A 22,795-nucleotide genomic window follows, 5' to 3' on the forward strand; every position below is an offset into this window, starting at 1 on the left:
CGACCCTAGCCGCGGGCGCTGATGGCGCGAACGATGCCCGCGAGTCCGTAACGCCAGGCCTCGTCGATGTCTCCGCCGAGGTTGAAGCCTCGGTTCAGCTCCATGCTGACGAAGCCGGCTGCCCACGCAGTCAGGGTGCGGGCCGCCTCGAGCGCTCGCTCCTCACCAGCGAGCTCGCCCGCGAGGCGCAGGATGCTCGCGCTCGCGTCTGCACCGAATTCCGGCCGTGCTGCGGGAGTTCCGGCCCCCGGTGTCATCACGAGCTGGAACGCGGCCGGGCGCTCGTGCCCGAACGCCCGGAACGCATCCGCGAGGTGCTCGAGATCGCTCGCGGCGTCCAGCCGCTCTCCGAGCTCGACGAGGGTCGCCTCGGCCACGAGCTGGATGAGCTCCTCACGATTCGCCACCCGCTTGTAAAGCGACGGTGCACGGACTCCCACCCGGACGGCGACCGCCTGCATGCTCAGCCCCGGAAGCCCCTCGCTCTCCAGGAGGTCGCGGGCGGCGAGCACGATCGCGTCGAGGGAGGTCCTGTCCGGAGTAGGCATGCCCCCACTATAGCTATTGACAGTAGCCATGATGGCTACGTACCATAGCCTTCATGAGACTCGACGCTTCCCTCCACCGCATCGGCAACGACATCGTCGCGGCCTACCTCGTCACCACCCCGGAGGGCGTGACCGTCATCGATGCCGGCCTCGCGGGCCACTGGCGCGAGCTCGTCGCCGAGCTCGCATCCATCGGACGCTCGGTCGACGACATCAAGGGCGTGATCCTCACCCACGGCGACTCCGATCACGTCGGCTTCGCCGAGCGGCTGCGACGCGACCACGGCGTTCCCGTCTACGTGCATGCGGATGACGCCGCCCGCGCGAAGGGCGGGCCGAAGCCCTCGAACGCCAGGCAATCGATGAAGATCGGCCCCCTGCTCGCCTTCGCCGCCTACACGCTGCGCAAGGGCGGAGCGCGAACCACGTGGCTCACCGAGGTCGTCGAGGTGCAGCACGGAGCGACGCTCGACCTCCCGGGCTCGCCACAGATCATCGGCATGCCCGGCCACTCGCCGGGCAGCATCGCGGTCTTCGTCCCCGCTGTCGACGCCGTCTTCGTCGGGGATGCGCTCACGACCCGCCACGTGCTCACCGGGCAGGTGGGCCCACAAGCGGCCCCGTTCACCGACGAGCCAGCACAGGCCATGACGTCGCTCCGCGCCATCGTCGACACGAAGGCGAAGTGGGTGCTGCCAGGACACGGAGCGCCCTGGAGCTCAGGGGTGGAGGCGGCGGTCGCGGCGGTCACGGACTCCATGCACCGGCGATGACCGAGTTCGGGCACAGCACCTCGATCCCGCACCTCGAGGCACGACGCTCCGCGCAGGAGAACTCCTGCTATCGAGCGCACACCCACGATTCGTTCTCCATCGGACTCATCGACTCCGGGGCGTCGAGATTCGCGGGCCTCCTCTCGGGGCCGGTCCGGCTCGACGCGGGCGACGTCATCCTCATCCCCGCCGGTCGCGTCCACTCCTGCAACCCGCTCGACGGGCGCTGGCAATACCAGATGATCCACGCAGACCAAGCCTGGCTGACCTCGCTCGTGCCGCCCGAGACTGCGGCGTCCCTCTCGGACTCGATCACCATCATCCGCGATCCCCTGCTGCGAGCGGCAGTCGCCGAGGCCTTCAGCGCGATCTTCGCCGACCATCCCGCCCCACGGCTCCGCGCCACCTTCTCCACCCTGCTGCGCCAGCTGGATGGGACCCATGCGGAGCTGGTGATCGCTGGCACCATGGAGCCGCAACTGCTCACCGCCCTGGCCCCCGCCATGGAGCGCCTCCAGGGCGACGCCTCGAACCCGCGACTGGATGAGCTCGGCGAGCTCGTCGGCATGGATCGCTTCCAGTTCATCCGCGAGATGAAGCGGGCAACCGGGCTCTCGCCGCTCGCCTGGCGCCAGAACGCGCGCGTCCTCCAAGCACGGCGGATGCTGCGCGCCGGGGAGAGCATCGCCTACACCGCGCACTCGCTCGGCTTCGTCGACCAGAGCCACTTCCATCGTGTCTTCCGGGCCCACGTCGCCGCCTCGCCCGGCACCTATCGCCGTCGGCGCAATTTCATACAAGACCCGCCAACCCCCTGATCCGCACACTGGGCGAGTACTGCTCACTCCCCCAGGAAGCCCATGGATCAATTTCTCGCCGTCGCCGTCGCCCACTTCCTCGCGCTCCTGATCCCGGGGGTCGACTTCTTCCTCATCGTGCGCAGCACCCTCGCCGACGGATGGAAGGTGGCCAGCGGTGTCTGCGTCGGAATCGCTGCCGCCAACAGCACCCTCATCGGGGCGGCCTTCTCGGGCGTTGCGCTCATCTCCCAGCCGGAAGTCCTCTGGACACTGCAGGGGGTCGGCGGCGCGTTCCTCACCTATGTCGGGTGGGTCTTCCTTCGAAGCACGCCCGTCGCGGAGCTCGGTGCGGGCACGCCTCGGAGCCCGAGCGCGAGCCCCGCTAACGCCTCGTGGACACGCAACCTCTGGCTGGGGGCCGCGTCCGGGCTCCTGAACCCGAAGAACGTGCTCTTCTACGTCAGCCTTGCCGCCGCGCTCGCGTCCGCACGCCCTGCGACCCTCGTGCTCTACGGGGCGTGGATGGTCCTGGTCGTGCTCGCGTGGGACCTCTTCGTCGCGATCGTGCTCGGCTCCGGACGTGGGCTGGCGAAGCTCTCGAGGTTCATCCCGCTGCTCTCGAAGGCGGCGGGTGTGTTCCTCGCCGTGTTCGGCCTGTCGATGCTCGTGACCTTGGGACTGGAGCTCTCCGGACGGGCCGTCACCGGCTGAGGCGTCACCGCTCGCGCTGGCACTTCTCGCAGAAGTGCGAGCCCCGGTTCTGGAACTTCTCGCGAACGATCGGCCGCCCGCATCTCGGGCACGGCTTCCCCTGGCGCCCGTACACGTTGAGCGAATGCGCAAAGTACCCGGCCTGCCCGTTGACGTTCACGTACTGCGCGTCGAAGGAGGTGCCACCCTCGGCGAGCGCCTTCGCGAACACCTCGCGCACGTGCAGCAGCAGCTCCCTCGCTTTCGACGGCGACAGCCCTGAGGTGACGCGCCCGTAGTGCAGCCTCGCCCGCCACAGCGCTTCGTCGGCGTAGATGTTGCCGATGCCCGAGATGAGCGTCTGGTCGAGGAGCGCCGACTTCACGCCCGTCTTGCGGCGCAGCAGCGCCGCCACCCACGCATCGTCGTCGAAGTTCGGGTCGAGCGGGTCGCGTGCGATGTGCGCCACCTGCGACGGCACACGCTCACCCTCGACGTCCGCCGTCGGCACGAGGCGGTCGACGGCCAGTGAGCCGAAGACGCGCTGGTCGGCGAAGGCCACGACAAGATCGCCAGCGGGACCGTCGACGCGGATGCGCGCTCGCAGGTGCCGGTCGTCGGGCGCATCCGAGGTGCGGAGCAGCATCTGACCGCTCATGCCGAGGTGCGCCGTCAGCGCCTCCTCGCGGCCCGCGAGCGGCAGCCACAGGAACTTCCCGCGCCGCGACACGCTCGAGATCCTCGCCCCTTCGAGCGCGCCGACGAACTCGGCCGAGTCGCCAGCATGTCGACGCAGCGAGCGCTCGTCGAGCACCTCGACGGCAGACACGACGGCACCCGTGACCGCGGGTTCGAGACCGAGGCGCACGACCTCGACTTCAGGCAGCTCCGGCACGGCTAGGAGCCCGCGGGGGCGCCGTCGCCGCCATCGTTCAGCTGATGCCACGCGGCAAGCGCGCCAGCGACCTCCGCCTGCTTCTTGCTCGTGCCCACGCCCTGCGCCTGCGCGAGGATGCGCTTCTTCTTCAGCACCGTGACCGTCGCCGTGAAGCTGCGGTCGTGCTCGAGGCCGGACCCCTCCACCTCGTAGCGCGGCGGCTCGGCGCCCTGCGTGTCTGCGAGCTCCTGCAGCGCGGTCTTCGGGTCCTGCTCGGCCCCGAGACGCCACACCACAGCCAGCTTCGGCTCGACGAGGCGCAGGACGAGCTCGGTCGCGACCTCGACCCCAGCCGAGAGGTACGCGGCACCGATGACCGCCTCCACCGTGTCGGCCAGGACTGAATCCTTCTTGTTGCCGCCCGTGAGGTGCTCGCCGCGACCGAGGTGCAGGTAGGCGCCGAGGCCGAGGCCCCGCGCAATCTCCGCCAACGCCACCGTCGAGACCAGGGATGCGCGCAGACGCGACAGCTGCCCCTCCGAGTAGTCGGGGTACGTCCGGTACAGCATGACCGTGACGGCCTGTCCGAGGATCGAGTCGCCGAGGAACTCGAGGCGCTGATTGTCGGGGATGCCGCCGTTCTCGACCGCGTACGACCTGTGGGTCAACGCGAGCTCGAGAAGCGAGGGAACGAAGTCGACCCCGAGGCCGCGTGCCAGCTCAGCTGACGGTGCGGCGTCGGGGTCGATGATCTTCACGTCGTGCATGACGCGAGGATCAGACGTCTGCGACCTTGCGGCCCTTGTACTCGAAGAACAGCGGAGTGCCGGCTGCGTCCTCGACAACCTTCGCGCGGTGCGGGAGGCTGTAGGTGACCTTGCCGTTCTCGACGGTCTTGACGAGGGTCGGCACGGAGGCCTTCCACTGCGAACGGCGCGAACGCGTGTTCGAGCGGCTCATCTTGCGCTTGGGGAGAGCCATCGGCGTCTACCTTTCATCTTTCATCGTGCAGGGAGGCGGGCTCAGTGCTGGCCCGGCTCCCCCTTGTAATCATGGTTGCGCGCATCCTCAGGAGAAACTGTTTCACGAGGACCCGCGGCTTCCTCGGAACCCGTAGCTGGTTCCTCGGGTGCTTCTGTTGAAGCGTCAAACCCTGCCAACGCCGCCCAACGCGGGTCAACCGCTGGTGCCTGCTCTTCGAGCGGCTCCACCAGCTTCTCGCCGGTTTCAGGATCTAGGCCGAGGCAGTCCGGCCGACAAACCGGCTGGAATGGCAGTGCGAGCACTACCGCATCGCGAACGGGCGGTTCAAGGTCGACAATGTCGTCGTGAACCTCGTACTCGAGGGCTTCGTCGCGAGCATACGCGAAAAGCTCTGCGAAATCGACCCGGAGCGGCTCGTCCAGCGGTGTCAGGCACCTGCTGCACTCCCCGACCATCCTCGATTCGAGGCCGACCGTCGCGAGGATGCCGTCGTGCAGCACCTCGAGGCGAACGTCGAGTTCGACCGGCGTGCCCTTCTCGATGTAGCCGAGCCCCTCGCCGATGCGCTCAGGCGCATCGAAGTCGAGTTCGAGCTCGCGCATCGTGCCGGGCTTGCCCACGACGGTCGCAATGTTCACGAAGTACGGAGAGGAAGTCACCGGGAGATTGTACGCCCTCGTCGCGGAGTGTATCCCGAGCCACCTACTCGATGGAGGTGTCGGTGTCGCCCTGCAGGTACTCGTAGACGACACGAGGCACATACGGCGAGACGTCTCCGCCGAGCGAGGCGACCTGGCGCACCAGCGAGCTCGAGACGTGCGCGTGGCTCGGGTCGGGCAGCATGAACATCGTCTCGACTCGAGCGAGGTTGCGATTCACGATCGCCATCGGCGTCTCGTAGGTCACATCGGCCTGCGACCGGATGCCCTTCACGATGACCTTCGCGCCGACATCGGTGCAGTAGTCGACGAGCAGGCCCACGCTCCACGACGCGACGCGGACGTTGCCGCGGATGCCGGTCGCCGACACTGCCTGCTCGATGAGCTCCACGCGGCGCGAGATGGGCAGGAGCGCGTGCTTGTCGGGATTGTGCACAACCACGACGTGCACTTCCTCGAAGACCGTGGCGGCACGCTGGATGACATCGAGGTGGCCAAGGGTAACCGGATCGAACGAGCCGGGAACGACAGCGATTCTGCTCATGGCGACAAGACTACGGGGCGCTCCCTGCACGTCGCGCGCACGGAGCCCTCATCGCGTGATCAGGACGAGGGGAGCAGGCGTGACAGGGTCGGATACGAGCTAGACGCGGGTGGGCGTGTCGTCGTCTCCATCGGCCAGCGGCTCCTCGGGCTTCGGCGTGCTGCTCGCCTCGAGGTCCGCGGCCTTGCGCCGGAAGAGGATGAACGAGACGAACACCACGGCCACACCGGCGAGCCCCATGAGCACCCAGGCCCACGGCGGGATCCCAGAGGCTGCGGCGGTCGACTGGGACGCCTCGTCCGACGTTCCCGCGTCGCTGTTCGTGATCGCGGCACCCTCCGTGTTCTCGGCGGCACCGAAACCGGCGGAGGCGGATGCTGACGGCGCGGCGTCCTCAGCCGGCGCCACGCCGACGGACACCGTGAACGGGATCGTGCCGGAGATCGGGTGGCCGTCAGAGGAGACGACCTGCCAGTTCAGGGCGTATTCCCCCGCCGCGAGCTGCGGGAGCGCCTGCGTCACGACCGAGCCGTCGGCCGTGGCCGCCGACTCCAGCTCGAGGGCCGTCTGCTCCACGGCGGTCACCGCGAACAGCTCGACCTGCGGGCCGAGCGTGCCTTCCGACTGCACCTCCGCGGAGAACGTCATGGTGGCGCTCTCCGGAGCCACATCGACCGACTCGTCGGCGGCCGGGCTCGACTCGATCAGCTGGTCGTGCGCGGAAGCGAACTGCGAGCCGAGGCCGAGCGCGAGGGCCAGGAACGCCAGCATGGCGGCCAGCATGAGGCGGGAGGCGATGCGGAGCGCGTGTGCGGAGGAGGAAGAGGTCACCCGCCCATCGTAGGCCAGGGGATGCTCGCCGACCGAGGCACTGGAGCCGTCAGGACTTGCCGAGGAACTCCCGCTCCTCGAAGCTGTGCCGGCCGATGGCCGCCTTGAGGTCAGGCCACCGCTTGAGGCTCCAGTCGTCGTTGATGAGCAGCGCCGCCTCGTCCCTGGCGGAGCGGATCAGCTCGGTGTCCTCGATGACGCGCAGCAGCTTGAGGGACGTGCGTCCCCCCGACTGCGCCGTGCCGAGCACGTCGCCCTCGCGTCGCAGCTCGAGGTCGCGCTCGGCGAGCTCGAACCCGTCGAGCGTCTCGGCGACCGCGTTGATCCGCTCCCGAGCGGTGGACTCCTCCTCGGTGTTCGAGACGAGCAGGCAGAGGCCTGCGTGCTCTCCTCGTCCGACGCGGCCCCGCAGCTGGTGGAGCTGGGAGACCCCGAATCGGTCGGCATCCATGACGATCATGACCGAGGCGTTCGGCACGTTGACGCCGACCTCGATGACGGTCGTCGCAACCAGCACATCGATCTTGCCGTCGGCGAAGGCCCGCATGGCGGCATCCTTCTCGTCGCTCGGCATCGCCCCGTGCACGGCGGCGACGCGCTTGCCCGCGAAGAGGGGATGCACGGCGAGCGTCGGGGCGAGCTCCATCACGGCGGTCACGGGCTGGGCCGACTCCTCGCCATCGACCGGCTCTGTGGGCTCGGCGGGCTCGATGGCGGGGCACACGACAAACGCCTGCCGCCCGCGGTCGACTTCCTCGGCGACGCGCTGCCAGGCACGCTCCAGCCAGTGCGGATGCTCGCGAGTGGCGACGACGAACGTCTCGATCTTCTGCCGCCCCTTCGGCATGGTCACGATGCTCGAGATATCGAGGTCGCCGAAGACCGTCATGGCGACCGTGCGCGGAATGGGAGTGGCCGTCAGAACCAGCAGGTGCGGAGGCTGGGCGCCCTTCGCGCGCAGCGACTCGCGCTGCTCCACCCCGAAGCGGTGCTGCTCGTCGACGATCACGAGGCCGAGGTCGTCGAACATCACGTCGTCGCTCAGAAGCGCGTGGGTGCCCACCACGATCTTCGCCTCGCCGGCGACGACGCGCAGCGCGGCGCGCTTGCGCTCCGTCTTCGTCATGCTGCCGGTGATGAGGGTCGGCATGAGCTTCGCGGAGAGCTCCGGACCAAGGGAGTCGATGATCGATCGGTGGTGCTGGGAGGCGAGGACCTCGGTCGGCGCGAGCATGGCCGACTGCCCGCCCGCGTCGGCGACCTGCAGCATGGCGCGCAGGGCCACGAGGGTCTTGCCGGAGCCGACCTCGCCCTGGACGAGACGGTGCATGGGCACGCCGCGGGCGAGGTCCTTCGCGATCTGCCGCCCGACCGTCTTCTGGTCGGGCGTGAGCTCGAACGGCACGAGTCGGTCGAAGGCCTCGAGCATCGGCCCGACCGTGTCGGTTCTCGCTCTCGCCGCGACGAGCTCGGAGATCGCCCGGCGCTGGAGCAGCGCCGCCTGGAGGACGTACGCCTCGGTGAAGCGCAGCGATTCCCGCGCCCGCTCGAGCAGCTTGAATGTCTCGGGCTGGTGGATGGCGCGCATCGCCTCGTCGTAGCTGTACATCCCGAACATGGCGCGCGTCTCCACCGGCACGGGGTCGCGGAGGAACGGCACGGCGTCGAGAACCGCCTGGACGGCCGCCGCAACCTTCCAGGTCGGCAGATTGGCGGTGGCCGGGTAGATCGGAATGGGCTCCTTGAGCCACTGGTCGCGTCGTTCCGAGAGGGCCTCGAGGGGCGCGTTCTCGAAGAGCTCGTACTCGGGGTGGGCGAGCTGGATGGCTCCCCGGTACGCGGATGCCTTGCCAGAGAAGATGCCGGTCACTCCCGGCTGCAGCTGCTTGGCACGCCAGCTCTGGTTGAAGAACGTCAGCGAGACGATGCCCTTCTCGTCGGTGATCTCCACTTCGACGATCGACCCTCGTCGTGCGCGCATCTGTCGCTCGTTGACGCGCAGCACCCGTGCGACGAGCGTGACGTGCTCGCCGAGCGGCAGCGACTCGATGGCGGTCATCTCGCCTCGACGTGCGTAGCGGCGAGGGTAGTGCTCGAGCATGCCCGCGACGGTGGTCACGTCGAGCTGCTTCGCGAGCTGCTGCGCGTCGCGCTTGCCGAGGACGTCCTCGAGCGGCGTATCGAGACCGATGTCCTCCATCAGCGCCTTCCTGACAGGGATGCTGGCGCGAGCACCGCCCGGCGTCGCGCTGCGGACGAGGCGGATGCGCGAAGCGCGGAGCGAACCAGGAGGACGTCGTTCCAGACGCCTTCCCGCTCGTGCTGGCTCAGCACGTGCGACGCACCGGGGTCCGAGAACGCTGCGTGCTCGTGCTCGATCCGGAGGCGCTCGAGGGCGCTTCGCGCGTCAGCGACGCGTTGGGCGGTGGCGGCGGGGACCGCGGCGCTGGCGCCGTCGCCCGTCGCGCGCTCGGGCGCTTCGAAGCCGGCGGCGATGGCCACGACGACGGCTGCTGGCGTGAGGCCGGTGCCGAGCGGCACCCCGTAGTCGACGGCGCTCTCTGACACCTCCTGCCAGGCGGCGTTGCCGGGACTCGGATGCTGAGGCGGCGAGCCTGCCAGTACCGCGACGCGACGCGCGCGGCGCCTGGCGCCCCGCAGGAAGGCGGGGATGAGCAGGAGCGCGACGAGGGCGAGCACGCCGCCCACGACGGCGAGGGTGACGAAGAGGGCCGTGAGGTCGACGGCTCCGCTCTCGCCATCCTGCTCGCCTGCCCCTTCGGCGCCCTGTGTCGGGGTCGGGGTCGGCGTCTCGGTCTCAGGCGGCACGGTCGGCGCGGCGGTGCTCTCGGTCTCGACGGGCGACGGCGAGGCCGATGGGGCGACCTCTGGCGTCATCGTCGGTGCCGTCGTCTCGCCGGGGCCGGGTGCGACGAGGTTGCCGAGCGCGCCGGCCGGCGTCGTCTCGAACATGACCCAGCCGTGGCCGGGCAGGTAGAGCTCGGCCCACGCGTGGAGCTGGTTGCTCGTCACGGTGTAGACGGGCTGGCCCTCCGCGTTGAGCTCTCCGGCGGAGCCGGGCGTGAAGCCGACCCCGATCCGGGACGGGATGCCGATCATGCGCGCCATGACGGCCATCGACGATGCGTAGTGCACGCAGTAGCCGGCGCGCGCTTCCAGGAACTGCGCGATGACGTCGAGGCTCGTGCCGTCGTACCCCTGCTGAACAGGCGCTGTCTCGGAGTAGGCGAACCCGTCGGCGAAGAACGACTGGAGCTGCAGGGCCTGTGTACCGGCGGGCGCGTCCTCGTCGACGATCTCGCCGACCACGTCGCGGATGCGGTCGGTGCTCGGCCCCTCCGGCACCTGCGTGAGGGCCTCGAGACCCGCCGGCACCTCGGCGTCGAGCTGTGAGATGGCCTCGAAGCTTGGGGTCGGCACCACGGTCTGGATCTCGTAGTTCTGCGCGAGTGCCTCGTCACCGGCGCTGCGGACGTCGCCCGTCTGCTCGTCGAGGAGGAAATCTCCCTGCAGGTCGATGATGTTGGCCGCGAACCCCGGGCGCGGGAGGAAGGAGCTGACGCCGTCGTTGAGGACGATGCGAGTGGTGAACTCGCTCGACTCAGCCCCGGCCGAGACACCGGCGGGCAGCGGCAGGTCACCGCCGTCGACGCTCAGGTTGCCGTCGAAGTCGCCGGGCATCCAGTCGTCCTCGCCGCTGAGGTCGCTGAGGGTCTGGAGCGTGAGGTACGGGAGCGAGCCCTGGTCGGTGGTCGTGGCGTAGCGCAGCACCTCGACCGGGTTGTTGCGCCGCAGGTCCTCACCCAGGTCGATGATGGGATTCGCGCGGTTGGTGGACAGGCCAGAGGTCGACGTCTGCCGGATGGCATCGATGCCGGTCGGCGCTGGAACGACCGTGGAGGCCACGAGCACGGCGACGAGCGAGACGGCGGTGACCGCAAGGGCCCCGCCGAGGCCGGCCATGCCCCGGCTGTCGACCAGGAACCCCTGGTAGGAGAGCTCCTCGTCGTGCACACGCTGGTGCCAGCTCGAGACGGCGTAGAGGAACACCGCGAGGGCCAGTGCCGCGAAGACGTACGACCAGCCGTTGAAGGCATCGATGCCGAGCGCCATCGGGATCAGGGGGAAGGCAAGCAGGGGCAGCGTCGCGAGCGAGCGGCCCCTGATGCCGAACACGAAGAAGTCGCAGAGCACGACGATCACGGCGACGCCGATGAGCACGAGCATGGTCATCGCCTCGGTCTCGCGGAGCGGGGCGGCGTCCGAGCGCAGCTGCTCGACGAGCTGCTCGGCGAGAACCCCCCAGCCCTCGACCGTGGCACGCGGCGAGCCCCGCCCGGTGAAGCCGACGAGGACAACCGCGCCGCCCACTATCGAGGCGACGAGCGCCCACAGCTGCGAGCCCGTGAAGGTGCGCACGAGGGCGGCGACCCCGAGCATGATCGTGACGAGCACGATCGCCTTCGCCGACCACGTGTTCGTGTCGAAGATCGGCCAGAGGAGGTTCGTCGCACTGAAGATCAGGACCGCGAGGGAGACGGTGACGACCCAGGAGCCGTTGGCTCCCGGAGTCCCCTTCCAGCCCTGCCGACGACGCATCTGCGCGGTCGTGGTCGCTTGCGAGCTCATGCGGTGGCCTCCAGTTCGAGCAGCGGCGTGAAGGGCTTGGCTCTGGCGGGCGAGTAGACGGCGACGTTCCAGCCGGCATCGGTGAACGACGTCAGGGTGGCACGCGGTACCGGCTTCGCGGAGACGATGAGCGCGAGGGCCGGGGCGGCCATGGCCGACAGCGAGCGGATCGCGGTCAGCCCGTCACCGGCCAGGTTCCGGTGCACGTACACGACCGGCGTACGCGCCACGCGGGAGATGTCGTCGACGACCTCGGCGCAGGCCTCTCGCCGCTCCCCCGCTGTCGAGTCGGGCTGCGTCAGCATGAGCCTGCGCATGACCGACTCGAGCGCTTCCTCGGAGGGGGTGCGCGTGCTCTCCGTGTCGCCGTCAAGGCCCGCGTGCGTCTCGAACAGCTCGGTCTCATAGCCGAAGCGATGGAAGCGAGCGAGCACGGAGGCGGCAAGCGAGACGGCGAGCTCGAACTCCGCGTCGATGGCATGCGCGGGTGCTGCCTGCTCGTTCATGAGGTCGACGAGGGTCAGCGGTGCCTTCGGCTCCTCAGCGGCGGCCGTCCCGCTCGTGTCGAGGATGACCACCGAGGTGTCTTCTGCGTGGTGCTCTTCCTGTCGCACGCGCAGTTCACCCGCATGCGCCGTTGCACGCCAGTGGATGCGCCTGAGCGGGTCGCCGCGACGGTAGTCGCGGGTGAGGACGTCGTCGGAGTCCCCGGATTGTGCGACTCCGGCCTCGACTTCGCCCCCGCTCTTGCCGCTTGGCACGGACATGGCGGGCAGCTCTGCCACCCGGGGCCACACCTCGACCTCGGTGGCCTCGCCGATCTTGAGGACTCGCCTCGTCAGACCGAGGCCGTCGGCGTTGTCGAAGAAGAGCGGGCCGACCTCGTGGACGCCGCGGCGCATCGAGTCGACACCGTAGGCGACACGACGTCGGCGCTTGTCCTCGTTGCGGTTGAGTCGCGAGCCGATAGCGGGCAGCACCCCGCCGATGCTGGATGGCTCCGCACCGGGCAGGAGATCGAGGTAGGAGCTGGGCTCGAGCGCGATGAGCGAACGGTTGCGCACCTCGGTCACGACCCGCATCCGGTCGCCAACGGCAAGCGTGGTCGGGTAGATCGTGCGCACAGCCTCGAGCCGAGGTCGCCAGATGAGGCGCAGCACGAAGGCGACGAGCGGCAGGGCGACGAGGAACCCGCCGAGCGCAAGCAGCTCGCCCCGGCCGAACACCACGGCGGCTGCGGCCAGCAGCACGCCGACCACCACCAGGCCGATGGCTCGGCTGGTGGGTCGCAGCCGCCTCTCGATGCGCCTCGTCGCCACGCGCTACGCGGTCGCCGCGCTCGTTGGGACGGCGATCTGCTGGCAGATCTGGTCGATGATGCGGGCGGCAGACGCCGACGCCGCCGTTCCCCGAGAGCCGCGGGCGCTGAGCACGAGCCGGTGCGCGAAGACCGGGCCGACGAGCTTGGAGACGTCGTCCGGCACCACGAAGTCGCGACCGGCGACCGCGGCGGCCGCCCTCGAGGCGCGCACGAGGTGCAGGGTCGCGCGCGGGCTCACACCGACACGGACGTCGGCGTGCTCGCGGGTGGCACGGGCGAGATCGACGATGTACTGCTTGATGGCAGGCGCGACGTAGATGCGCGAGGTCTGCTCGATCATGCTGGAGACGTCACTCGCGGAGAGCGAGGCACGGACGCTCGACAAGGGGTCGCTCGAGTCGCGCCGATCGACCATCGCGAGCTCGTCGTCGCGCTCGGGGTATCCCATCGACATGCGCGCCATGAAGCGGTCGCGCTGCGCCTCCGGCAGCGCGTACGTGCCCTCCATCTCGGAGGGGTTCTGGGTCGCGAAGACGGTGAAGGGCACTGGCAGCCGGTGCGTGACGCCATCGACCGTGACCTGCCCCTCCTCCATGCACTCCAGCAGCGCCGACTGCGTCTTCGGAGAGGCGCGGTTGATCTCATCGCCGATGACGACGTTCGCGAACACCGGGCCCTGCTGGAACTCGAAGCGCCGCTCGACCTGGTCGTAGATCGCGACGCCCGTGACATCCGAGGGCAGCAGGTCCGGAGTGAACTGGATGCGGCTCACACTCGAGTCCATGGCCGCCGCCAGCGTCTTGGCGAGGACCGTCTTGCCAACCCCGGGGACGTCCTCCACCAGGAGGTGACCGCCGGCGAGGAGCACGACGACCGCGAGGTGCACCTGCTCGTCTTTTCCTGAGATGACCGATGCGACGCTCTCGCGGATCTGCCGCGCGCCGTCCTGCAGTGCGACCGCCGTGCTCGATGCGCGCTCGCGCCCAGCTGGCTCTGCGGGCAGAGCCCTCGCCGCCGCGGTTTCCGCGCCGTTGCCGTATTCCATGGCCACCTCCGAATTCAAGTGCCCATCATTCCACGCACCCCCGACAAGTTCGGCCAGCTTCTGTGCGCAGTGGATGGGCCGACGCGGTCGCGGCTACGATCGCAGCGTGACACGCATCATCGCCGGAGCCGCCAAGGGCCACTCGCTCGCCGTCCCGAAGAGCGGCACACGTCCGACGAGCGACCGAGTCCGCGAGGCCATGTTCTCCTCGCTCGAATCGCTGCTCGACCTGGGCGGCGCCGCTGTGCTCGACCTCTACGCGGGCTCGGGTGCGCTCGCGTTCGAGGCGCTCAGTCGGGGCGCATCCAGCGCCGTGCTTGTCGAGCAGTCCAAGTCGGCCGCCAACGTGCTGCGCGCCAACGCTGAGCTTCTGGCGCGCGTGACCCGCGAGCGGGGTCGCCGGGCCGTCGCCTCCCGCGTCGCGCAGAACTCCGTCGACAGCTTCCTGCGGACGACCCCTGGTCAGCTCTTCGAGCTCGCCTTCGTCGACCCGCCATACGAGCTCGGCGAAGCGGAGCTCACCGGGGCGCTCGAGGCCCTGGTGCCGCACCTGGCACCTGAGGCCGTCGTCATCGTCGAGCGGGGGTCGCGCTCCCCAGCCCCCACGGTGCCCGAGTCCTTCGAGCTGCTGCGCCGGAAGTCCTACGGCGAGACCATCGTCTTCAGCTACGAGGTGAGCCCCGTCGACGAGCCAGGGGCCGAGAAGTCCCAGGCGTAGGGGTCCCAGCCGCAAGCGGGCCGGCCAGCGCCGTCGACGAGCACGGGGGGAACCGGCCCGTCGTCGTGCGGATGCACGCGGCCGATGGCCCTGAACCCTTCCGGCAGCGTCGTCCCAGCCGGAAAGGTGGTGAGCAGGCCGTGATCCTCCCCGCCGACCACCACGAGGTCAACGGCTCGTGCGTGCAGCTCGCCGGCCTCGACCCCGGGCAGGGCGGCTCGCAGCGCCGCCTCGACCGCGGCGATGTCGACGGCGAGGGACGATGTCTCGACCTCGACCCGGACGCCGCTGGCCCTCGCCAGGCGCGAGGCGTCGAGGAGCAGGCCGTCGGACACATCCATCATGGCCGTCGCCCCGGCAGCTCTCGCCGCGAGGCCGAGGGAGGCGTTGATCGTCGGCGCGAGGTGCCAGTCGACGACTGAGCGCACGGCGTCGCCGCGCGACCGCAGGGCCTCGATTCCCTCGGCGAGCGCCTCCCCGCGCGCATCCCTCGCGAGGGAGTAGAGCAGCGAGAGGCCAGCACCGCTGCGCCCCGCCGGGCCGCTGAGCGCCAGCACGTCGCCCGGCTGGGCTCCGGATCGCCGCACCGGGTCTCCCCCGCGCAGGTCGCCGAAGGCGGTGATCGCGATCGTCAGCTGCTCGCTCGTCGACAGGTCACCGCCGACCACGCCGCACCCAGGAGCCATGTCGGCAAGCGCGGCCGCGAACCCGTCCGCGAGCTCCTCGACCCAGGAGACCGGAGTCGAAGAGGGCAATGCGAGCGCCACCGTGATCGCCGTCGGGGCGGCGCCCATCGCGGCGACATCCGCGAGGTTGGATGCGCACGCCTTGCGTGCGACGTCGCGAGCCATCGACCAGGCCGAGCGGAAGTCGGGGCCCTCGATCATGAGATCCGTCGTGATGACGAGCCGCCCATCGCCCGCCGTCAGCACCGCGGCGTCATCGCCGGCCCCGAGCACCGCCTCATCGGCGGCTGGGACCCGCGCGAGGATGCGCTGGAGCAGATCGGCCTCGCCGCACGCGCCGACCGTGAGCACGTCAGCGGGGGTTCGGCGGATGGCGTCGTCGGGAAGAGCAGGCACCCGCTCACGATAGCCTGGGAGCAAATGTCTCGAACCTTCCGCTCCGCCTCGCGCATCGGCTCCGCCGTGATCGCGACCGCCGCATCCGTCGTCCTGCTCACCGCCTGCAACAGCGCGAGCGTTCCCATGGAACCGGCTCCTGACGCGGCCGCCCCGGAGTGCGCCGAAGTCTCGGTCCGCCTGCCCTCGACGGTCGACGGGCTCGAGCTTCGCCTCACCAACGCGCAGGCGACGGGGGCCTGGGGCAGCCCGGCCGGTGTGCTGCTCCGCTGCGGGGTCCCGACGCCGGGGCCGACCTCCGAGCAGTGCGTCAGCCTGAGCGGCATCGACTGGATCGTCGACGACAGCCAGGCGCCCACGTACCGCTTCACGAGCTACGGGCGCACGCCAGCTGTGGAGGTCGTCGTCGATTCCGACGTCGCATCAGGCACCACCGTGCTCGTCGACCTCGACGATGCCGTCTCCAAGCTGCCGAAGACCGGTGCCTGCGTCGGCGCCGACGACGTCCTCGGCTAGCGCCACCCCGGAGGGCGCCGCAGGGCGAGCTGCCACACCGCGGGACCCCTAGCGCGTGAGGCGCGCCTCGCGCGCGGCTGCGTGGGCGCTCGCGACCTCGATGAGCTCGGTGATGAGCTGCGGGTAGCTCATGCCGCTCGCCTGCCAGCACTTCGGGAACATCGAGATGGGCGTGAATCCCGGCATGGTGTTGATCTCGTTGACGACGAACCCGTCGTCCGTCAGGAAGAAGTCGACGCGGGCCAGGCCGGAGGCGCCGAGCGCCTCGAAGGCACGTACGCCGAGCTCCGCCATCTCCGCGAGCAGCTCGTCGCTCAGCTCGGCGGGGCACCGCAGCTCGACCCCGGAGTCATCGAGGTACTTCGCCTCGAAGTCGTAGAACTCCGCCTTCGTCATGACGATCTCGCCGGCGACCGAGGCGCGAGCCCGCTCTCCCGGCCGCGACTCGAGCACGGCGATCTCGACCTCGCGGCCCACGACCGCTGCCTCGACGAGCACGTGGTCGTCCTCCGCGAGGGCCGTCGTCATGGCGGCTGCGAACTCGTCGAGCACGGCGACCTTGCTGACGCCGACGCTCGAGCCCGCGCGGGCGGGCTTGACGAACACCGGCAGCCCGAGCCGGTCGACGGCCTCTGAGGCCAGCGACGCACCCCGCGTGTCCCACTGGTGCTGCGAGATCGTGACGCCGTCAGCGACCTGCAGGCCCGCGTCCCTGAGCACGATCTTCGTGTAGTGCTTGTCCATGCCGACGCTCGCGGCGAGCACCGACGAGCCGACGAACGGCAGTCCGACGAGCTCGAGCATGCCCTGCACGGTGCCGTCCTCGCCGAAGGGGCCGTGGAGGATCGGGAACACCAGGTCGACCTCGCCGAGCGACGTGCGCTCGGTTCGCTCGGCTCCCGCTTCGGCGCCGTGGGCGTCGCCCTCGACGCGCGAGACCGTCACCTCCCGGTGCTTGGCCGAATCTGGCAGGTGGATGCGTGTGCCGTTGTCGACGACCTCCGGCAGGTTCTCGGGGTCGAGCGCGAACTTGTCTGCGTCGTCGTCCTCGAGCACCCAGGCGCCGTCGCGCGTGATGCCGATGGGCAGCACGCGGTACTTCTCACGGTCGATGGCTCCGAGGACACCGCTCGCCGTCGCGCACGAGATGGCGTGCTCGCTCGAACGGCCGCCGAAGACGACGGCGATGAGCGGCCGCGCATCTTCAGCGGCGGTTGAGCTGGCGGAGGCGTTCAGCTGAGCTGTCGACATGAGGTTTCCTTCCACGAGCGACTCTTCGCTCACCGCACAAGGGTACGGGGTCGCCCGAGCGGCACCGGGCGCTACTCGCCGCTCGGACCCTCGTCGGTCGCGAGGTGGGGGGCGAGGTCCGCGGGGCTCATCCGGCCGTGCAGCACGTCGTCGATCTGCTTCGCGATGGGCATCTCCACGCCGTGGCGCTCGGCCAGCTCGAGGATCGCGCCCACGGAGCGGAGCCCCTCGGCGGTCTGCTGCATCTGGGCGACGACGTCGTCGTAGACGTAGCCCTGCCCGAGGAGGCGCCCTGCCGTGAAGTTGCGCGAGAGGGGCGACTCGCAGGTCGCGATGAGGTCTCCCAGGCCCGCCAACCCGATCATGGTGGACGCCTGCGCACCCATCGCGACGGCGAAGTCGGAGATCTCGGCGAGCCCGCGCGTCATGACGGACGCCTTCGTGTTCTCGCCGTAGCCGACGCCGTCGACGATGCCGACGGCGATGGCGATGAGGTTCTTGAGGACTCCGCCGAACTCGGTGCCGATGACATCCACGTTCACGAACGACCGGAGGTAGTCGTTGCGCGCGAGCTTTGCGACACTGACGGCTGTGGCCTCGCTCGCGGATGCCACGACGATCGCCGTGGGCTGCTCCTTCGCGATCTCGAGCGCGATGTTGGGGCCGCTCGCGACAGCCACCCGCTCGGCCGGGAGCTGCAGGACACCCTCGAGCACCTCGCTCATGCGCAGCCCACTCGCCCGCTCGACGCCCTTCATGAGGCTCACGACGACCGCGTCGCCCTCGATGAGGGGGGCCAGCTGTGCGGAGAGCTCACGGGCGGTCTGCGCCGGCACCGACACGAAGACGAACTGCTGCCCGCGGACCGCCTCGACCAGGTCGGGTGTCGCGTGCAGGTTCCTCGGGAGGTCGATGCCGGGGAGGTAGCCCGTGTTCCGGTGCGACTCGTTGATCTCGTTCGCGACCTCGGGGCGGCGCGCCCAGATGGTCACGTCGTGGCCCGCATCCGCGAGCACCTTCGCGAACGTCGTGCCCCAGCTGCCGCTGCCGAGGACGACGGCACGCTGCGCGGAGCTCACGCTCCCCCCGCCTCTCGGGACGATCCGCCCCGGTCCTGGGGGAACTTGCCGTGCTCGCTCTGGCCGTGCTTGGCGGGGTCGTAGAGCTCGGCCGGAGCCTGCTCACCGCGGATGCCCTCGAGGAGGCGGGTCACGTCGTGCATGACGAGCTCCGTGGCGCCCTTCATGGCGCTTGCGCTGTGCATCCGCCCGGTGAACTCCGTGAGACTCACCGGTTCCCCGACGTGCACCGTGATCTTGGTTCGCCACCGGAGCGTCGGCTTCTTCGAGTACCGGGGCAGGATGTTCTGCGCACCCCAGATCGCGGTCGGGTAGACGGGGATGTCGGCGCTGAGCGCGACCCTCGCCGCGCCGTTCTTGCCGCGCATCGGCCACAGGTTCGGCTCGCGGGTGAGGGTGCCCTCCGGGTAGATGATGACCCCCTGTCCGAGCCTCGCGAGCTGCTGGGCGGACGCGATCGCGGCCTGGTTGGCGCCGCGCGCGTCGCGCGAGACGGGGATCTGCCCGCTCTTGCGGAGGATCCAGCCGAGTCCCTTGACGCGGAAGAGCCGGTCGGCGGCCATGAAGCGCGGCGCGCGGCCGAGCTTCCACACGGCCATCCCCATGATGAGCGGATCGACCTCGCTGGTGTGGTTCGGGGCGACGATGAACGCGCCCCGCTCCGGCAGCGTGCCCTTGATCTCCCAGCGCATGATCGGCCAGCTCAGCGGAAAGGCGATCGCCGCGAGGAACCAGAAGATCGAGGGCTTGCTCTTCTCAGGAGATCCGCGCTTCCCGGCCGACACTCCTACGCCTCAACCGTGAAGTCAGCTCCGAGGGTCTCGAGCTTCGCGATGAAGTTCTCGTAGCCGCGCGCGATGATGCCGACGTTCGAGACCCGCGAGGTGCCCTCCGCCGCGAGCGCCGCGATGAGGTGGCTGAAGCCGCCGCGGAGGTCGGGGACCTCGATGTCGGCGGCCTTGAGCTTCGTCGGGCCGGAGATGACGGCCGAGTGCTGGAAGTTGCGCTGGCCGAAGCGGCACTCCTGGCTGCCGAGGCACTCGCGGTGCAGCTGGATGTCGCTGCCCATCTCGACGAGCGCGTCGACGAAGCCGAAGCGCTGCTCGTACACCGTCTCGTGCACGATTGAGACGCCGTGCGCCTGCGTGAGGGCCACGACGAGCGGCTGCTGCCAGTCGGTCATGAAGCCGGGGTGCACGTCGGTCTCGATGACGACGGGGCGCAGCTCGCCACCAGGGTGGTAGAAGCGGATGCCGTCGTCGTGGATCTCGAACGCTCCGCCTGCCTTGCGGAACACGTTGAGGAACGTGAGCATCTCGGGCTGCTTGGCACCGCCGACGAAGATGTCGCCGTGCGTGACGAGTGCTGCGGAGGCCCAGCTGGCTGCCTCGTTGCGGTCGAAGAGCGCCTTGTGGCTGTAGCCGCCGAGACGCTCGACACCCTCGATGCGGATGACGCGGTCGGCATCCACCGAGATGATGGCGCCCATCTTCTGCAGGATGTTGATGAGGTCCATGATCTCGGGCTCGATGGCCGCGTTGCGCAGCTCCGTGCGGCCGTCCGCGCGGACGGCGGTGAGCAGGACCTGCTCGGTGGCGCCCACCGACGGGTACGGGAGGGTGACCTTGGCACCGTGGAGGCCCTCGGGGGCGCTCATGCGGATGCCGCTCGGGAGCTTCTCGATGACAGCTCCGAAGTTGCGGAGCACTTCGAGGTGGAAGTCGATGGGCCGGTCGCCGATGCGGCAGCCGCCGAGGTCGGGGATGAAGGCCTCGCCGAGGCGGTGCAGCAGCGGGCCGCAGAAGAGGATCGGGATGCGGCTGGAGCCGGCGTGCGCGTTGATCTCGGCCATGTGGGCCGTCTCGACGTTCGTCGGGTCGAGGCGAAGGTCGCCGGAGACCTCGTTGCGGTCGATCTTCACGCCGTGGAGCGTGAGGAGACCGGCGACGACGCGCACGTCGGAGATGTCCGGCACGTCGCGGAGGACGCTGACCTCCTCGCCGAGGAGCGCCGCGACCATGGCCTTGGTGACGAGGTTCTTCGCGCCACGCACCTCGATGCGACCCGAGAGCGGGCGTCCGCCGTTGAAGACGATGGTGTCGCCGGTCAGACCGACTGATGCGCCGGCGCGAGCCGAGTCGTTGGTGATCGTGTTCACTGAGTTGCACTCCCTGCGGTGGTGGACCTGCGGATCGGAAGAGTCCGCGGACGCCACGCCTCTCGGCGTGACTCAAAGGTGGAGATCGCGTGTTCGTCACGCAACGTCAACGAGATGTCGTCGAGCCCCTCGAGCAGACGCCATCTCGTGTAGTCGTCGATCTCGAACGTCGCCGTCATGTCTCCGACAGTAACGGTGTTCGTGGTGAGATCAACGACCGCAGTCGCACCCGGGGCCGCCTCGGCGGCGTCCCAGAGCTGTTCTACGAGGTGCTCGGCGAGCGTGGCGACAAGCAGCCCTTGCTTGCCGGCGTTGCCGAGGAAGATGTCGCCGAAGCGGGATCCGATGACGGCGCGGAAGCCGTAGTCCTTGAGCGCCCACACGGCGTGCTCCCTGGAGGAGCCGGTGCCGAAGTCCGGTCCGACGAGCAGGATGCGCGGGTTGTCCTGGTACTCGGGACGGTTGAGCACGAAGTCCGGGTCCTGCCGCCAGCCGTTGAAGAGCGCGTCCTCGTAGCCCGTCTTCGTGACGCGCTTGAGGTAGACGGCGGGCAGGATCTGGTCGGTGTCGACGTTGGAGCGGCGCAGCGGCACGGCGGCTCCCTCGATGCGGGTGATCTTCTCCATCAGACGGCCACCTCCTGCGGCGTTCGGGTATCGGTGCTCGCGGCGGGCGCGTTGGGCTCGTCGAGATCAGACGGACTGGAGAGCGTACCCCGAACCGCGGTCGCAGCGGCGACGAGGGGCGACACGAGGTGCGTGCGTCCGCCCTTGCCCTGCCTGCCTTCGAAGTTGCGGTTGGAGGTGGATGCGCAGCGCTGCCCGGGCTCGAGCTGGTCCGGGTTCATGCCGAGGCACATCGAGCAGCCGGCGAAGCGCCATTCTGCGCCGAATTCGGTGATGATCTTGTCGAGGCCCTCGGCTTCCGCCTCGAGGCGCACGCGTGCAGAGCCGGGCACGACCATGACGCGGACGCCCTCGGCCTTCTGGCGTCCCCGGATGACGGAGGTGAAGGCGCGGAGGTCCTCGATGCGACTGTTGGTGCAGGAGCCCATGAAGACGACGTCCACGGGGATGCTCTTCATGGCTCGTCCCGCTTCGAGCGCCATGTACTCGAGCGCGCGCTCGGCGGCCTGGCGGTCGTTGGGGTCCGCGAAGTCGGACGGTTCCGGGACGACTCCGCTGAGGGAGATGCCCTGACCCGGGTTGGTTCCCCACGTGACGAACGGCTCGAGGGTGTCGGCGTCGATGAAGACCTCGGCGTCGAAGCTCGCGTCGTCGTCGGTCCTGAGGGTGCGCCAGTAGTCGACGGCCGCGTCCCACTCGTCGCCGACCGGGGCGTGGTCGCGGCCTTCCAGGTAGGCGAAGGTCTTGTCGTCCGGGGCCACCATGCCGGCGCGAGCGCCTGCCTCGATCGACATGTTGCAGACGGTCATCCGGCCCTCCATGGAGAGCGCCTCGATGGCCGAGCCGCGGTACTCGAGCACGTAGCCCGCTCCGCCGCCCGTGCCGATCTTCGCGATGACGGCGAGGATGATGTCCTTCGCCGTGACGCCCTCCTTGAGCGTGCCGTCGACGTTGATGGCCATCGTCTTGAACGGCTTGATGGCAAGCGTCTGCGTGGCCAGCACGTGCTCGACCTCGCTCGTGCCGATGCCGAACGCGATGGCTCCGAAGGCGCCGTGCGTCGATGTGTGGGAGTCGCCGCAGACGACCGTGATGCCCGGCTGCGTGAGCCCGAGCTGCGGCCCGACGACGTGCACGATGCCCTGCTCGGCGTCGCCCAGGGGGTGGAGCCGGATGCCGAACTCCTTGGCGTTGCGGCGCAGCGTCTCGATCTGCGTGCGGCTCGTCGTGTCCGCGATGCGGTTGAGGATGTCGACCGTCGGCGTGTTGTGGTCTTCCGTCGCGATGGTGAGGTCGGGGCGCCGCACCGGCCGACCCGCGACTCGGAGACCGTCGAAGGCCTGCGGGCTGGTGACCTCGTGCATGATGTGCAGGTCGATGTAGATGAGGTCGGGCGAGCCGTCTTCACCCTTGGCCACGAGGTGGTCTTCCCACACCTTCTGAGCCAGGGTCCTGTGCTGCGACTGTGCCTCGTGCGTACTGTTTTCCGTCTTCATGTTGCTTGCGTCTCCTCGCATCTGCTCAGGCGCCATCGACACCGCGACGGGATGCACCTGCGAAGTTAGGCCCCGTCGCGGCAGCAAAGGAGAAGCAGACCGGCAGACATGCGGACCATGCTAACACTGCGCCTTTCTGCGGGTTCT

General features: G+C 69.5%; 23 protein-coding genes. 5 read left to right on the forward strand and 18 right to left on the reverse strand.

Going from position 1 to position 22,795, the window contains the following annotated elements:
- Positions 1-5 precede the first annotated feature (5 nt).
- On the reverse strand, positions 6-548 hold the full coding sequence (locus ITJ67_RS13180) for a TetR/AcrR family transcriptional regulator (protein WP_194677959.1): 543 nt from the start codon (positions 546-548) through the stop codon (positions 6-8).
- A gap of 53 nt (positions 549-601) precedes the next feature.
- Between ITJ67_RS13180 and ITJ67_RS13185 the strand changes: the two genes are divergently transcribed.
- The 3 genes from ITJ67_RS13185 to ITJ67_RS13195 are packed head-to-tail and all read left to right on the forward strand — an operon-like array spanning position 602 to position 2,832.
- Positions 602-1,321, forward strand: a complete 720-nt coding sequence (locus tag ITJ67_RS13185; protein WP_194677960.1) for an MBL fold metallo-hydrolase — start codon at positions 602-604, stop codon at positions 1,319-1,321.
- On the forward strand, positions 1,318-2,139 hold the full coding sequence (locus ITJ67_RS13190) for a helix-turn-helix domain-containing protein (RefSeq protein WP_194677961.1): 822 nt from the start codon (positions 1,318-1,320) through the stop codon (positions 2,137-2,139). Before ITJ67_RS13185 ends, ITJ67_RS13190 begins: the two co-directional genes overlap by 4 nt.
- Before the next feature lie 42 nt (positions 2,140-2,181).
- Positions 2,182-2,832 (forward strand): LysE family translocator, encoded by a 651-nt coding sequence (locus ITJ67_RS13195; RefSeq protein ID WP_194677962.1) that lies wholly within the window; start codon positions 2,182-2,184, stop codon positions 2,830-2,832.
- Between the two features lie 4 nt (positions 2,833-2,836).
- Here ITJ67_RS13195 and mutM read toward each other — a convergent pair whose 3' ends face one another.
- The 10 genes from mutM to ITJ67_RS13245 form a co-directional block, all read right to left on the reverse strand.
- Positions 2,837-3,706, reverse strand: coding sequence for a bifunctional DNA-formamidopyrimidine glycosylase/DNA-(apurinic or apyrimidinic site) lyase (gene mutM, locus ITJ67_RS13200; protein WP_160072533.1), 870 nt, complete (start codon positions 3,704-3,706; stop codon positions 2,837-2,839).
- 2 nt (positions 3,707-3,708) lie between these two features.
- Complete coding sequence (gene rnc / locus ITJ67_RS13205) at positions 3,709-4,455, reverse strand: ribonuclease III (RefSeq protein WP_160072535.1); 747 nt, start codon at positions 4,453-4,455, stop codon at positions 3,709-3,711.
- A 10-nt stretch (positions 4,456-4,465) separates the two neighbouring features.
- On the reverse strand, positions 4,466-4,669 hold the full coding sequence (rpmF, locus tag ITJ67_RS13210) for a 50S ribosomal protein L32 (RefSeq protein WP_068484295.1): 204 nt from the start codon (positions 4,667-4,669) through the stop codon (positions 4,466-4,468).
- 41 nt (positions 4,670-4,710) lie between these two features.
- Positions 4,711-5,331: a YceD family protein gene (locus ITJ67_RS13215; protein ID WP_323741460.1), complete on the reverse strand. Its 621-nt coding sequence runs from the start codon at positions 5,329-5,331 to the stop codon at positions 4,711-4,713.
- A gap of 43 nt (positions 5,332-5,374) precedes the next feature.
- Positions 5,375-5,875, reverse strand: coding sequence for a pantetheine-phosphate adenylyltransferase (coaD, locus tag ITJ67_RS13220; protein WP_104240619.1), 501 nt, complete (start codon positions 5,873-5,875; stop codon positions 5,375-5,377).
- Positions 5,876-5,974: 99 nt separating this feature from the next.
- Positions 5,975-6,706, reverse strand: coding sequence for a copper resistance CopC family protein (locus ITJ67_RS13225; protein WP_194677963.1), 732 nt, complete (start codon positions 6,704-6,706; stop codon positions 5,975-5,977).
- Between the two features lie 49 nt (positions 6,707-6,755).
- Positions 6,756-8,906 carry an ATP-dependent DNA helicase RecG gene (locus tag ITJ67_RS13230; protein WP_194677964.1) on the reverse strand — a complete coding sequence of 717 codons (2,151 nt, stop codon included), beginning with the start codon at positions 8,904-8,906 and terminating at the stop codon, positions 6,756-6,758.
- Positions 8,906-11,356, reverse strand: a complete 2,451-nt coding sequence (locus ITJ67_RS13235; protein WP_194677965.1) for a transglutaminaseTgpA domain-containing protein — start codon at positions 11,354-11,356, stop codon at positions 8,906-8,908. Before ITJ67_RS13235 ends, ITJ67_RS13230 begins: the two co-directional genes overlap by 1 nt.
- Positions 11,353-12,675 carry a DUF58 domain-containing protein gene (locus ITJ67_RS20290; RefSeq protein ID WP_160072545.1) on the reverse strand — a complete coding sequence of 441 codons (1,323 nt, stop codon included), beginning with the start codon at positions 12,673-12,675 and terminating at the stop codon, positions 11,353-11,355. Before ITJ67_RS20290 ends, ITJ67_RS13235 begins: the two co-directional genes overlap by 4 nt.
- Positions 12,676-12,678: 3 nt before the next feature.
- Entirely contained in the window at positions 12,679-13,722 is a 1,044-nt protein-coding gene (locus ITJ67_RS13245) for an AAA family ATPase (RefSeq protein WP_104240614.1), read from the reverse strand.
- A gap of 106 nt (positions 13,723-13,828) precedes the next feature.
- Between ITJ67_RS13245 and rsmD the strand changes: the two genes are divergently transcribed.
- The gene (gene rsmD / locus ITJ67_RS13250) at positions 13,829-14,440 is read left to right on the forward strand and encodes a 16S rRNA (guanine(966)-N(2))-methyltransferase RsmD (protein WP_194677966.1); all 612 of its coding nucleotides are present in this window, start codon (positions 13,829-13,831) and stop codon (positions 14,438-14,440) included.
- Here rsmD and thiL read toward each other — a convergent pair.
- Positions 14,389-15,522 (reverse strand): thiamine-phosphate kinase, encoded by a 1,134-nt coding sequence (thiL, locus tag ITJ67_RS13255; protein WP_323741461.1) that lies wholly within the window; start codon positions 15,520-15,522, stop codon positions 14,389-14,391. The genes rsmD and thiL overlap by 52 nt on opposite strands.
- 24 nt (positions 15,523-15,546) lie before the next feature.
- Here thiL and ITJ67_RS13260 point away from each other — a divergent pair, with 24 nt between their 5' ends.
- On the forward strand, positions 15,547-16,038 hold the full coding sequence (locus ITJ67_RS13260; protein ID WP_160072549.1) for a DUF3515 domain-containing protein: 492 nt from the start codon (positions 15,547-15,549) through the stop codon (positions 16,036-16,038).
- Positions 16,039-16,086: 48 nt separating this feature from the next.
- On the opposite strand, the gene ITJ67_RS13265 is transcribed toward ITJ67_RS13260, so the two are convergent.
- From ITJ67_RS13265 to leuC, 6 genes are all read right to left on the reverse strand, one after another.
- The gene (locus ITJ67_RS13265; RefSeq protein ID WP_160074224.1) at positions 16,087-17,289 is read right to left on the reverse strand and encodes a D-alanine--D-alanine ligase family protein; all 1,203 of its coding nucleotides are present in this window, start codon (positions 17,287-17,289) and stop codon (positions 16,087-16,089) included.
- A 71-nt stretch (positions 17,290-17,360) separates the two neighbouring features.
- Complete coding sequence (locus tag ITJ67_RS13270; protein ID WP_160072551.1) at positions 17,361-18,368, reverse strand: NAD(P)H-dependent glycerol-3-phosphate dehydrogenase; 1,008 nt, start codon at positions 18,366-18,368, stop codon at positions 17,361-17,363.
- On the reverse strand, positions 18,365-19,153 hold the full coding sequence (locus tag ITJ67_RS13275) for a lysophospholipid acyltransferase family protein (protein WP_323741462.1): 789 nt from the start codon (positions 19,151-19,153) through the stop codon (positions 18,365-18,367). The genes ITJ67_RS13270 and ITJ67_RS13275 overlap by 4 nt, the downstream gene beginning before the upstream one ends.
- A 2-nt stretch (positions 19,154-19,155) precedes the next feature.
- Entirely contained in the window at positions 19,156-20,526 is a 1,371-nt protein-coding gene (gene murA, locus ITJ67_RS13280) for a UDP-N-acetylglucosamine 1-carboxyvinyltransferase (protein WP_104240609.1), read from the reverse strand.
- Positions 20,523-21,152, reverse strand: a complete 630-nt coding sequence (leuD, locus tag ITJ67_RS13285; RefSeq protein ID WP_160072553.1) for a 3-isopropylmalate dehydratase small subunit — start codon at positions 21,150-21,152, stop codon at positions 20,523-20,525. The genes murA and leuD overlap by 4 nt, the downstream gene beginning before the upstream one ends.
- Positions 21,152-22,648 carry a 3-isopropylmalate dehydratase large subunit gene (gene leuC, locus ITJ67_RS13290; protein WP_194677967.1) on the reverse strand — a complete coding sequence of 499 codons (1,497 nt, stop codon included), beginning with the start codon at positions 22,646-22,648 and terminating at the stop codon, positions 21,152-21,154. Before leuC ends, leuD begins: the two co-directional genes overlap by 1 nt.
- Positions 22,649-22,795 lie beyond the last annotated feature (147 nt).

The organism is Pseudoclavibacter sp. VKM Ac-2867, assembly GCF_015351275.1.
Lineage (GTDB): Bacteria > Actinomycetota > Actinomycetes > Actinomycetales > Microbacteriaceae > Pseudoclavibacter.

Excerpts from the sequence above, each read along its gene's own strand:
- leuD (WP_160072553.1), bottom strand. The coding sequence starts at position 21,152 with ATGGAGAAGATCACCCGCATCGAGGGAGCCGCCGTGCCGCTGCGCCGC.
- rnc (WP_160072535.1), bottom strand. The coding sequence starts at position 4,455 with ATGCACGACGTGAAGATCATCGACCCCGACGCCGCACCGTCAGCTGAG.
- ITJ67_RS13180 (WP_194677959.1), bottom strand. The coding sequence starts at position 548 with ATGCCTACTCCGGACAGGACCTCCCTCGACGCGATCGTGCTCGCCGCC.
- ITJ67_RS13230 (WP_194677964.1), bottom strand. The coding sequence starts at position 8,906 with ATGGAGGACATCGGTCTCGATACGCCGCTCGAGGACGTCCTCGGCAAG.
- rpmF (WP_068484295.1), bottom strand. The coding sequence starts at position 4,669 with ATGGCTCTCCCCAAGCGCAAGATGAGCCGCTCGAACACGCGTTCGCGC.
- ITJ67_RS13185 (WP_194677960.1), top strand. The coding sequence starts at position 602 with ATGAGACTCGACGCTTCCCTCCACCGCATCGGCAACGACATCGTCGCG.
- ITJ67_RS13260 (WP_160072549.1), top strand. The coding sequence starts at position 15,547 with ATGTCTCGAACCTTCCGCTCCGCCTCGCGCATCGGCTCCGCCGTGATC.
- ITJ67_RS13235 (WP_194677965.1), bottom strand. The coding sequence starts at position 11,356 with ATGAGCTCGCAAGCGACCACGACCGCGCAGATGCGTCGTCGGCAGGGC.
- ITJ67_RS13195 (WP_194677962.1), top strand. The coding sequence starts at position 2,182 with ATGGATCAATTTCTCGCCGTCGCCGTCGCCCACTTCCTCGCGCTCCTG.
- ITJ67_RS13245 (WP_104240614.1), bottom strand. The coding sequence starts at position 13,722 with ATGGAATACGGCAACGGCGCGGAAACCGCGGCGGCGAGGGCTCTGCCC.
- leuC (WP_194677967.1), bottom strand. The coding sequence starts at position 22,648 with ATGAAGACGGAAAACAGTACGCACGAGGCACAGTCGCAGCACAGGACC.
- ITJ67_RS13190 (WP_194677961.1), top strand. The coding sequence starts at position 1,318 with ATGACCGAGTTCGGGCACAGCACCTCGATCCCGCACCTCGAGGCACGA.
- coaD (WP_104240619.1), bottom strand. The coding sequence starts at position 5,875 with ATGAGCAGAATCGCTGTCGTTCCCGGCTCGTTCGATCCGGTTACCCTT.
- ITJ67_RS13265 (WP_160074224.1), bottom strand. The coding sequence starts at position 17,289 with ATGTCGACAGCTCAGCTGAACGCCTCCGCCAGCTCAACCGCCGCTGAA.